This is a genomic window from Corallococcus sicarius (assembly GCF_003611735.1).
GTDB lineage: Bacteria > Myxococcota > Myxococcia > Myxococcales > Myxococcaceae > Corallococcus > Corallococcus sicarius.
Genome location: NZ_RAWG01000343.1, coordinates 1 through 9,591 on the forward strand (window position 1 = coordinate 1; position 9,591 = coordinate 9,591).

Consider the following 9,591-nt stretch of genomic DNA (forward strand, 5'->3'; position numbering starts at 1 on the left):
CCACCCCGCCCCCGGCACCCGCTGACATCCCGCCGCCCGCGTACACGCGCGAGCCCCTGCGGTTGAACATGCCGGGCACGGCGGCGCGCACCACGCAGACGCCGCCGAACCCGGGCGCGAGCACCGGCGCCGCGCCTCCGACGCTCCATCCTCCGGGCGAGCGTCCCCTGCCGCCTCCGCAGCCCGTGCCCGTGCTGATGCCCGTGGGGCCCGCCACGCCCCAGGGCGCTCCGGCGGGTTCGCAGCCGGGTCGCGCCGCGGGCCCTGGCGCACCGCAGGGACAGCCGCCTTCCACGAACCCGTCCCAGCCTCCGGGAACGCCCGCCGGACGCGCGCCTGGCCGCGCCATCGCCACGGACGGAATCGCGGGGACCTCCGCTGCGCAGCCGTCCGCCACGCCCCCCCACGCCACGTCGCCGCAGGCCTCGGGCCAGAACGCTCGGCCAGGGTCGACCGCCACATCGCCGCAGCCCCCCGGTCAGAACACCGGCTCGGGTCCCATGGCTGGGCCGCCGCAGGCCGTCGGCCAGAACGCTCGGCCTGGCGCCACCGCACCGGGCACCGCCGCGCCGCCGCAGTCCTCGGGGCAACCCGCCCGGCCGGGCACTTCCGCGCCGCCGCAGGCCGCAGGTCAGAACGCTCGGCCGGGTTCCACCCCGCCCGTGCCTCCCGCCGCGCAGCCTCCGCAAGCCGCGGGAGCCCGTCCCCAGGGCGCGCCCGCCGTGTGGCCTCCCGCGCCCGGACAGGGACAGCAGCCCCCAGGCGTCTCGCCGGCCGTCCCGCCCGCGCCGCCGCGAGGCGAGCCGTCGTTCATCATCTTCAGCAACCCGGCGTCGAACCAGGGCGCCGGCCGTCCGCGCTCCACGCCGGAGACCCCGGCGCCGGTGCCGGGTGCCTCCAACGCGCCAGGGGCCGAGGTCCCAGACTGGACGCTGCCCCAGGCACGCGCCGCGCTGCGCGAGTCGACGCGGGACCGCGACCGGCTGGTGGACGTGGCGCTGCGCTTCGGCCGCCGCACGTTCGACTACGTGGCCGCCTTCGCGGTGGTCCGAGGCGCCGCGGGCGGTTGGGACGCGCGCGGCGAGGGCCTGGACGCGGGCGCCCTGTCACAGGTCTCCATCCCGCTGGACGCGAGCAGCGTCTTCCGCACCGTGGCCGTCACGCGCGGCAGCTACGCGGGCCCGCTGCCGCCGGACGCGCTCACGCGTCACTACCTGGAGCTGTTCGGCCGTCAGGCGCCGCGCACCGTCTTCCTGTACCCGGTGGAGGTGAAGGGCCGGCTGGTGGCCATCCTCTACGGTGACTGCGGCCAGAAGCCGATGAGCCAGCGCCGGCTGAGCGACTACATCCTGTTCTGCCAGGACCTGCCCGCCGCCTTCCAGGAGCTCATCCTCTTCCGCAAGCAGCGCGTGGCCGAGCTGCGCGCGCCCGAGGAGGACTTCACCATCGACGTGGACGTGCCCGGCTTCCCGGCCTCGTCCCAGCCCGCCCCCGCGCCCGCCGTCGTCGCGGGCCTCGGCTGGAGCCCCTTCTTCGGTCGGGGTGGCGTGGGCAACCTGGGCCGCGCCGCCGCCATGCCGCCGCGCGTGCTGTCCCCGGAAGAGCGTCCGCCCCCGGACTTCGCGCCCCTCCTGCGCCGCCTCACGGGCCCGGACGCCGCACAGCGCTCCAGCGCGATGGCGGAGCTGGCGCGCTCGCCCGAGGCCAGCGCCCGCGTGCTCGCGCAGCACTTCCCCGGCCCCACCGCCTGGAGCCGCCTCCCCGTGGTGGAGCTGCCCGAGGCGGACGAGCTCGGTCCCATCCCCGCCGCCCTGTCGCGCCTGGGCCGTCCCGCGGCCGTCGCGCTGGCGCCGCTCCTGGACTCGAACGACGCGGACGCGCGCTACCTCGCGCTGCTCACCGCGGGCAACCTGCCCTACGCGGAGCTGGTGGACGGCGTGCTGCGCGGCCTGTTCGACCTGGAGCCGGACATCTCCAGCGCCGCGCGCGTGGCCGCCGCCGCGCTCAAGCACCTGCCGCGCCTGGATGCGTCGCTGCGCGACCTGCGCCAGGAATTGACCAGCCGGGACGCGCTGCGCCGCTCGCTCGCGGCCCGGGCCCTGGGCACGCTGCACGACCGCGACGCCATCGAGGGCCTCATCAACCTCACCGGCAGCGACGACGCGATGTGCGCGCAGGCCGCCGCCGAAGCGCTGCGTGAAGTGACGCGCGCCACGCTGGGCCTGAACCCGCGCCAGTGGTCGTCGTGGTGGGCGGAGAACCGCAGCCGCCGCCGCGCGGACTGGCTGGTGGCCGCGCTCCGCCACCGCGAACTGGACGTGCGGCTCGCGTCCATCGAGGAGCTCAGCCGCGCGCTGCACGACACGCTCGGCTACTACGCGGACGCGCCGGACGCGGAGCGCGAGGCCGCGGTGCGACGCTGGGAGGCCGCGGCGGTGGATCCGGCCAACGCCCGCCGTCTGGGCATGCTCTGAGGTCCCCACCCGGGAGCGCGCGATGACGGGCGCCATGTGGGTCAGCCTGCTGGCGTGCGCGGGGCAGCTCGCCCTCGCCGGCATCGCGCTGGCCCGCGTGGGCCGAAGCCCCCTCGCGCTGCCGCTGTCGCTGCTGTCCATCGCGCTGTCCACCTGGAACTTCTCCGCCTTCGGGCTCGCGCGCTCGGGTGACACGGGCTGGCGGCTGGTGGGCTTTGCCGCGGCGCTGATGACGCTGCCGTGCGCGGTGCACTTCATCCTCGCGTTCGTGGGCCGCAGGCGCCGCTCCGCCTGGGCCATGTACGGCACCTACGCGGTGATGAGCCTGCTGGCGCTGACGATGCTCGTGGCCATCGGGTGGCCCGCGCTCGAAGCGCACATCAACACGTTCCGCTTCGGGCTCGCGGTCAGCGCCGTGGCCATCCCCATCCTCGCCGCGGCCTTCACGCTGCTGGCCCGGCACCTGCGCCGGGAGGGCTCCCCGGACGAGAAGGCCCGCGCGGGGCTGGTGCTGCTGGGGCTGGGGCTGCTGGTCGCGCTGCTGCTCACGGACCTGGCGGCGGACATGGCCCTGCCCGTGCCGAAGCTGGGCAACGTGGGCACGCTGCTGGGATTGCCGGTGATGGCCACCGCGTCGCTGCGCTTCCAGCTCTTCGGCAAGGACGCCCGGGCCACGAGCGCGGCGGTGTACGCGGGGGTGCTGGCGCTGGTGGGCGTGCTCGCGTACCTCGCGCTCTTCCGCGTCTTCGCCGCCGAGTCGGGCGCGCTCGTCGTGGGCACCACCGCCATCACCTTCGCGCTGCTGGCGGCGGCGCGGCGGGTCGTCGCGGGCTTCGTCACGCAGCGCGAGCGGCTGGAGCAGTTGGCCACGCTGGGGCGCTTCTCCGCGCAGATGGCGCACGACCTGCGCAACCCCATCGCCGCGCTCAAGGGCGCCGCGCAGTACCTCAAGGAAGAGCACGCGCGCGGCCACTCGTGGGAGACGCACGGTGAGTTCCTGGACCTGCTGCTGGAGCAGGTGGAGCGGTTGGATCGCGTGGCGGGCACGTATCAGCGGCTCGCGCGCGTGGAGCCGCTGCGCCGGCCGCTGGACCTGAACCGGCTGGTGGAGGACGTGCTGTCGCTCCAGGCCTTCGCGAACCCCGGCGCGGTGGTGCTGACGAAGGTGCTCGCCCCGGGCCTGCCCGCGTGCGCGGGGGACGAGGACCTGCTCGCGAACGCGCTGGAGAACCTGGTGCGCAACGCCTTCGAGGCGATGCCCACGGGCGGCACGCTCACCGTGCGCACGCAGGAGGACGGCGGCGCGGTGGTGGTGAGCGTGGAGGACACCGGCAGCGGCATGGACGCGCGCACGCGCGAGCGGGCCTTCGACGACTTCTTCACCACGAAGGCGACGGGCAGCGGCCTGGGGCTGGCCTTCGTCCGGCGCGTGGCGGAGGCGCACGGCGGCACGGCCTCACTGACGAGCAGCGAGGGCCGTGGCACCATCCTCCGCCTGCGCCTGCCGACGGCCCCTGCCCTGCCGTCCCAGCAGTCCGAGGGAGAAGCCGCGTGAGCGAGCCACTGAAGGGCCACGTGTTGGTGGTGGACGACGACCCGGCGCTGCTCAAGGTGCTGGGCGCGCTGCTCACCCAGGCGGGCCTCACCCCGCACCCCGCGTCCAGCGCGAAGGACGCCCTGGCGCTGCTCGCGCGCCGCCCCATCGACGTGGTGCTGAGCGACGTGCGCATGCCGGGCATGAGCGGCCTGGAGCTGCTCGCGGAGGTGGGGCGCGTCTGGCCGGACGTGCCGGTGCTCCTGATGACGGCGCACGGCACGGTGCCGCTCGCGGTGGAGGCGATGAAGGCGGGCGCGGCGGACTTCGTGCTCAAGCCCTTCGACCGGGAGGAGCTGCTCTTCACGCTGCGCAAGGCGCTGCTGCGCGCACGCGAGGAGACGCCGCGGACCTCCGGCAAGCTGCCGGACGGGCTGTTCGTGGGCACAGGCCGCGCGATGTCGGAGGTGAAGGCGCTGCTGGCGAAGGCGGCGCTGGGCACGGCCACGGTGCTGCTGCGAGGCGAGTCCGGCACGGGCAAGGAGCTGGCCGCGCGGGCGGTGCACGAGGGCAGCCCCCGGCATGCGGGGCCGTTCGTGAAGCTGCACTGCGCGTCGCTGCCGGACACGCTGCTGGAGAGCGAGCTGTTCGGCTACGAGAAGGGCGCCTTCACGGGGGCGGCGACGCGCAAGCCCGGCCGCGTGGAGCTGGCGCACGGCGGCACGCTGTTCCTGGATGAGATTGGCGACGTGTCCCAGGCCGTGCAGGTGAAGCTGCTGCGCGTGCTCCAGGAGCGCGAGTTCGAACGGCTGGGCGGCACGCAGACGGTGAAGGTGGACGTGCGGTTCGTCGCGGCCACGCACCAGCCGCTGGAGGACCTGGTGCGCCGGGGCACCTTCCGCGAGGACCTCTTCTACCGGCTCAACGTGGTGCCGCTCTGGCTGCCGTCCCTGCGCGAGCGGCCGGAGGACATCGAGCCGCTCTCGCGCCACTTCCTGGACGTGCACGCGAAGACGAACGGCAGGCCCCCGTTCACGCTGAGCGCGGACGGGCTCGCGGCGCTCCAGGCCGAGCCGTGGCCCGGCAACGTGCGCCAGCTCCAGAACTTCCTGGAGCGGCTGGTGGTGCTCTCCGACGGGCCGACGCTCACGGGCGCGGACGTGGCGCGCGAGCTGTCACGGCAGCCGGGGCTCGCACCGCCGCCGGTGGCCGCGCCCTCCCCCACCGCCGACTCCGGCACGCTGGAGTCGCGGCGCAAGGACGTGGAGAAGGACGCGCTGGTGGATGCGCTGAAGCGCGCGGGGGACAACCGCACGCTGGCGGCGCGGCTGCTCGGCATCAGCCGGCGCACGCTCTACAACAAGCTGGAGGAGCACGGCCTCTTGTAGCGGGCTCAGGGAGCCACGGAGGCCAGCGCATCCAGTTCGTCCTGGAACGCGGCGACGATGGCGCCCGGGTCGGGCACGCGCTCCGCATCCGAGGCCACGCCCACGGTCACCTGGCCCGCGTAGCTGAAGAGGCTGATCCCCAGGCCCACGTGTCCTGCCTGCGGCACCCAGAACGTGAGCCCCGCCAGGTGCGCGCCCGCCAGGGACACCGGCTGACGGGGCCCGGGCACGTTGGTGGCGACGAGTGATGCCTTCGCGCCCATCACGTCCACGATGATCCGCTCCAATGCGATGGGCGTGCGCCCCAGCACTTCCAATGCGCCATGCGTCACCACCGCTTCGGGTGAACGCTTGAGGGCCTCCATCCGCTTCGACACCTCGCGGAGCCGACGACGGGGGTCCTCCAGGTGGATGGGCAGGCGCAGGAACACCACGCCGAAGTGGTTGCCCAGCTCCCGGGGTATCGCTTCATCCAGCGGCCGCAGGTTCACGGGCACCAGCGCGTGCACGTCCTCCAGCGGTGCATCGATCGCGGAGAGGTAGCGCCGCAGCGCCCCGGTGACGGCCGTGAGCAACACGTCGTTCACCGTGCCCCCGAGCGTCTGGCCCACGGCCTTCACCCGAGCGAGGGACACCGGCCCAGACCACGCGGCGAGCTTCCGCGTCCCCAAGGGGCCACGCAGGGGCGAGCGGGGGTCGGGAGGCTGGACGAGCAGCTTGCCCAGTGCCGCCACACCCCTCGCGCCCTCGCGCACCAGGTCGCCCGCGAGGATGGGCTCCTGCACCATCTCCACGCCCTTGCGGAGCGCGCTGCGTGCACCGCGAGCCAGCCGCATCCACCTGGGCGCCGTCAGCGATTCCGCCGCCGGACGCACGGGGGGTTCCGTCCCGCGCTCCGCCTCGTCGTCCCCCACGCGCGGCCCCGGATCCACCGGATCCGTGAGCGACAGCAGCACTCGCGCGAGCGCGATGCCATCCGCCATGCAGTGGTGCAAACGCGCCAGGAGCACGTCGCCCGCGGGCGAGCCCTTCACCAGGTGCAGCTGCCACAGGGGGCGACCGCGCTCCAGCGGGACGCCCAGCCAGTCCCCGACCAGGGCCTCCAGCGCCACGCGTCCTCCGGTGTCCGGCACGCGCAGCGTGGACAGGTGCGCGTCCAGGTCGAAGTCCGTCGCGTCCTCCCAGTGCGGCGCGCCCAGCGCCCCTGGCACCACGCGCTGCCGGAAGCGCGGGTAGCGCTCCACCAGGCGCTCGCGCACCACCTCGCGCAGTCGCTCGCGGTCCATTGGACCGTCGAACCACAGCACCGCGGTGATCATCATCAGGTTGGCGGGCTCCTCCATCTGGAGCCACGCCGCGTCCATGCTCGCCATCCGCTCGCGGCCTGCCATGGCGTCCTTCTCACCCGCGCGGCCTGTCGGAGCAAGGCCCGTCGCTCAAGGCTTGGGCGGCGGCTCCGGAGCCTGGGGCTTCTCGCGCTCGAACTGGAACGTCTGCCGCGTGGCGCCCGGCACCGTCAGGATGAGCGAGTCCTTGTCCTCGATGGCGTAGGTGAACTCCCCGCCCTTGAACTTCCCCTTCGCCAGCGGCACCACGCGCTCCTTGCCGCACACCGGGCCCACCGCCTGCCCATCCTGCGTGCGCAGCGCCAGGTGCTTCTTGTCCTTCAGCTCCACCCTGCCCCAGGCGCGCACGTCCAGTGTGCTGCCGCGCCCGAGCGTCGCGTCGTCCAGCTTCGTGCGCAGCACGAAGCACCCCGTCGGCGTCATCCGCAGCGACCGCGCGTAGTCCGACCGGGGCTGCACGTCGATGCGCTCCTCCCGGCCCTGGTCGATGTCCGGGAGGCTCGCTGCGGACAGCACCCACGTGCCCACCAGCTCCTCCGGCACCGCCGTGCCCTGGAGCGCCTGGGGCCCCTCGCACGGGTCCTCCACCGGCTTCTCCGGGCTCTTCGGCGCGGGCTCGAAGGCCCGCTCACACGTCTGTCCGCAGGACGTGGCCGCGCACTTCGAATCGTCCGGCGCGCAGGCCGCCTTGCTGGTGCAGGACTTCAACCGCTTGAGCGAGTCCTCACACCCCTCGCGCAGACACTTGTCGACGCACTCCGCGTCGATGCACTCCGACACGCAGGCCCAGTTGGTGCGGCCACACACCCCCGCCACCGTGCGCGGGGCCTGGGCCGCCGCGGGCAGGCCAGCGCTGGAGACCAGGAGCAGGACGAGAAGGCGGGGCAGTCGCATGCGTACTGCAAGCTAGGCAGTCCCACCTCCCGCGACATCGGGAGGCAGGACGCCTGTCCACCGGGCATCACTCCAGGGCCCCACACTGCCGTCAGGTGAACTGCCACCGCCAGGTGCGCGGGTCGGACGGGTTGGGCAGCTCCAGTTCGAAGCCCAGCGTGTCGTAGCGGCTGAACTCGCGCGGCTCCACGCGCAAGAGCGTCATCGCCGTGGCGTTGCGCTCGCGCAGCGGGGACACCGTGAAGTCCAGCTCGGAGTCGAAGGCCACCCTGTAGAACAGGCAGAAGCCATCCACCCGGCCGTCCTCCTCCACCGGCCGCTGGAAGCGCACGCGCGTGGGCAACCCGTCCGCGCGCATCGTCTCCAGGTCGAAGCTGAACGCCGCCTCCGGTTCGCACAGCAGGTGGTCCACTTCGTACGAGCGCACCAGCCGCGTGAAGTACGACGGGCTCATCGCCTCGCGCAGCGACTGGAGGCAGCGGAAGTCCACGTGGGGCAGGTGCTGCGTCCAGATGAAGGGGACGCACGCCTCCTCGCGAAGCTGCACCGGCTCCACATAGACCTCGAAGCGGTTGGGCAGGATGCGGCCCCCGGGCTTGAGCAGCCGCGAGCGCAAATCCAACATCCGCGGCACCAGGCCCGCGTCGAACAGCGCGTCCCCCAGCAGCTCGTGCAGCAGCACGTCCGCCTTCTCCGGCGGCTGGAAGTGCCAGGTGGGCTCGCGCACGAAGTCGATGTTCTCCAGCCCGTTGCGCCGGGCCACCCACTGCGCCGTGTCCAGGAGGCGCGAGTCGTCCACCGCGTACAGCTTGCGCGGTCGCTGGTGCGCGGCCAGGAAGGTGCGCAGGCCGGTGCCGGCGCCTACGTCCACCACCACATGGTGCGGGCGCACGTAGCGCTCCACCGCGCGGTGCCACGTCTCCACGCGCCGGGGATCCGCCAGCACCGAGTCCTGCGGTGACGGGCTGGACAGCATGAGGCTGTTGGGTGCGTGCCGGCGGTGCAGCAGGGACACCAGCGGCAGGTGGCTGATACGCGAGCGCAAATCCATCAATGCCTGACGAGGCAGGTCGAGCAGGTTCGACATGGCATCCCCCCGGAAGCCTGGTGATGGTCCTCCGAGGCACACCGCACACCCGCCCCCGGGGACCAGGACTCCGCACGATGCTGGAGATTTCCCACCCGGCCCATCCGTCCCGGGGGCTGCCCTCTGTCCCCGCCTGAACACCCGCGATCCAGGAAATGCCCGTCCCGACACTCCAGGGAAAGACGTCCCCGCGACGCCACCCGACAGGACCCTCATGCCCGCATCTCGGAAAGTGAGCCGCCAAGAAGGTTTTTCCTACCCGCTGGGGTGTCCAGCAGTGGTGGCTCAAGCACCCCTCCGGGGCATTCAAGGAAAAAAGGTTAAAGCGTTTTTCCTCTCAAAGCCCCCTACCCGTGAGGACAGCTCGCGGAACGGAGGCTCGATGCCGGTCCTGCCCGCGGATGGACGCCGGGGTGGAGAGGGGGCACTGATGATTCCAGCCATTGAGTCGACGCAGCTGCAGGAGGTGCCGTGGGAGGTCCTGGCGGTGCAGGCCCCCGAGGATGCGGCCCGTGCGCGGTGGGAGGCGCAGCCCTGGCGGCGGCAGCTCCAGGAGGCGCGGGAGCACGAGCGCCGGGTGGCTCGCGCGGCGTTGGTGGAGGCGTTGCTGGCGGAGGGGCACACGGTGGAGGCGGACGTGGCGGGCTTCGCGGGGGCGCAGGAGGACCGGGGCGCGCTCAGCATCGGGCAGGTGGTGCGCTTCGCGGAGGGGCTGCGGGCCCGGCTGGGGCAGGCGCGCACGGACGATGAGCTGTTGCAGCTGGCCTACCTGCGCCGCAACGCGGAGGAGCTGGCGGAGCGGATGATCGACTGGGCGAACGCGGGGCGCCTCTAGGCATCCGGCGGGGGCCCGGGCGTTGGTGGAGGG

Annotated in this window: 7 protein-coding genes; 4 read left to right on the plus strand and 3 right to left on the minus strand. The window is 73.6% G+C overall.

What is annotated here, in order from left to right; genetic code table 11:
• From D7X12_RS34840 to D7X12_RS34850, 3 genes are all read left to right on the plus strand, one after another.
• Nucleotides 1–2,474: FrgA protein (locus D7X12_RS34840; protein ID WP_244224958.1), on the plus strand; the 2,474-nt coding region annotated here is incomplete at its 5' end.
• 22 nt (nucleotides 2,475–2,496) lie between these two features.
• Nucleotides 2,497–4,029, plus strand: a complete 1,533-nt coding sequence (locus tag D7X12_RS34845) for a sensor histidine kinase (protein WP_120629520.1) — start codon at nucleotides 2,497–2,499, stop codon at nucleotides 4,027–4,029.
• On the plus strand, nucleotides 4,026–5,396 hold the full coding sequence (locus D7X12_RS34850; protein WP_208719478.1) for a sigma-54-dependent transcriptional regulator: 1,371 nt from the start codon (nucleotides 4,026–4,028) through the stop codon (nucleotides 5,394–5,396). Before D7X12_RS34845 ends, D7X12_RS34850 begins: the two co-directional genes overlap by 4 nt.
• A gap of 5 nt (nucleotides 5,397–5,401) precedes the next feature.
• On the opposite strand, the gene D7X12_RS34855 is transcribed toward D7X12_RS34850, so the two are convergent.
• The 3 genes from D7X12_RS34855 to D7X12_RS34865 form a co-directional block, all read right to left on the minus strand.
• Nucleotides 5,402–6,787, minus strand: a complete 1,386-nt coding sequence (locus D7X12_RS34855; RefSeq protein ID WP_120629521.1) for a WS/DGAT/MGAT family O-acyltransferase — start codon at nucleotides 6,785–6,787, stop codon at nucleotides 5,402–5,404.
• Nucleotides 6,788–6,832: 45 nt separating this feature from the next.
• A complete protein-coding gene (locus tag D7X12_RS34860) occupies nucleotides 6,833–7,636 on the minus strand; it encodes a hypothetical protein (protein WP_120629522.1) in 804 nt (267 codons plus the stop codon).
• Nucleotides 7,637–7,727: 91 nt separating this feature from the next.
• Entirely contained in the window at nucleotides 7,728–8,723 is a 996-nt protein-coding gene (locus D7X12_RS34865) for a class I SAM-dependent methyltransferase (protein ID WP_120629523.1), read from the minus strand.
• 430 nt (nucleotides 8,724–9,153) lie between these two features.
• On the opposite strand from D7X12_RS34865, the gene D7X12_RS34870 reads away from it, so the two are divergent.
• The gene (locus tag D7X12_RS34870) at nucleotides 9,154–9,558 is read left to right on the plus strand and encodes a hypothetical protein (RefSeq protein ID WP_244224959.1); all 405 of its coding nucleotides are present in this window, start codon (nucleotides 9,154–9,156) and stop codon (nucleotides 9,556–9,558) included.
• Nucleotides 9,559–9,591: the final 33 nt, after the last annotated feature.